At 49.0% G+C, this 997-nt stretch carries 1 protein-coding gene; it reads right to left on the bottom strand.

Annotated elements, in window-relative coordinates; genetic code table 11:
* The coding region (locus G5B11_RS19260) for a transposase (RefSeq protein WP_173729333.1) at positions 1 to 997 on the bottom strand (997 nt) is incomplete at both ends.

The following is a 997-nucleotide window of genomic DNA, read 5'->3' as shown; positions in this document are numbered from 1 at the left end:
AGTTCTCGGATAAAATATCTCGCCCCGATATTATAAGAAGCCGACAGGTCACAGTTATATCTTTTTCCTGTTGAAAAGGTACACAGACTATGGTTCTTTCCATCACGCTGGACTATCCCAGACCCGTCATATGCCAGACGGCTGGTATTCCACGCACAGGTCCTGGATACATGCACCCCTTTCCTGTGTGCCTGATGCTCACAGCGCTTCTGGATATCCCGTTTTCTCCACAGATGCAGCTTCTGTTTCTTATTCCCTGATATCTTTCCTTTCATCTCCAGATACTCAAATACGATTACATCCGCATGGTTCTCTTCTGCATAAGCGGTAACTGCCCCGGCGATCTTCCTGGCAAGTTCTGTGTTCAGACGTCTGGCATACGCCCATCTTCCACATGCCTGCGCTGAGCCATGTTCCCTCTGGGATCTCCGGATCCGTCCCAGTATGCGGTATATCCGGTCTTTTTCACTGGGAAAGTCGATAAACTTCCTACCCAGGACAGTTCCGTCTGAGCGCATGATAATACAGACCGCATCGGTATTGATCCCCAGATCCACACTGCAGATGATCTGTTCTTTTACCGGTGTTTTCGTCAGTGTTACTTCTTCTGTATAGGAAAAACGCAGGAAATACCGGCGGTGTCTCTTTTCCAATGTAGGGGCCGATGCCTTCTTTCCTTTCCAGTTCCTGCGAAGATATTCCATATCGGTACGTTTTAAATATACACGGAACCATTTCCAGTCATGCCCGTCGTACAGTTTCAGATATGCTTCATCTTTTCCTTCTGCTCCTTCACGGTACATCACATCCCGGTAAAAGACCGGCATGGCATGGTTCTTGCAGGTAAGTTTCGGCCTTCCAGACAGCACTCCGGACTCTTTCCACTGCCCCAGCCGGGTCTCATACGAAGATACACTTCCAAGCGCATGCTGGATTGCGGACCTGCGGAGGTAAGACGGCATCTTCGGAAAACGAAGATCAAAATCAAACCGGGCTG

The sequence above is a fragment of the Blautia glucerasea genome, assembly GCF_013304385.1.
Lineage (GTDB): Bacteria > Bacillota > Clostridia > Lachnospirales > Lachnospiraceae > Blautia_A > Blautia_A ammoniilytica.
This window is presented reverse-complemented; position numbering and strand designations above follow the sequence as displayed.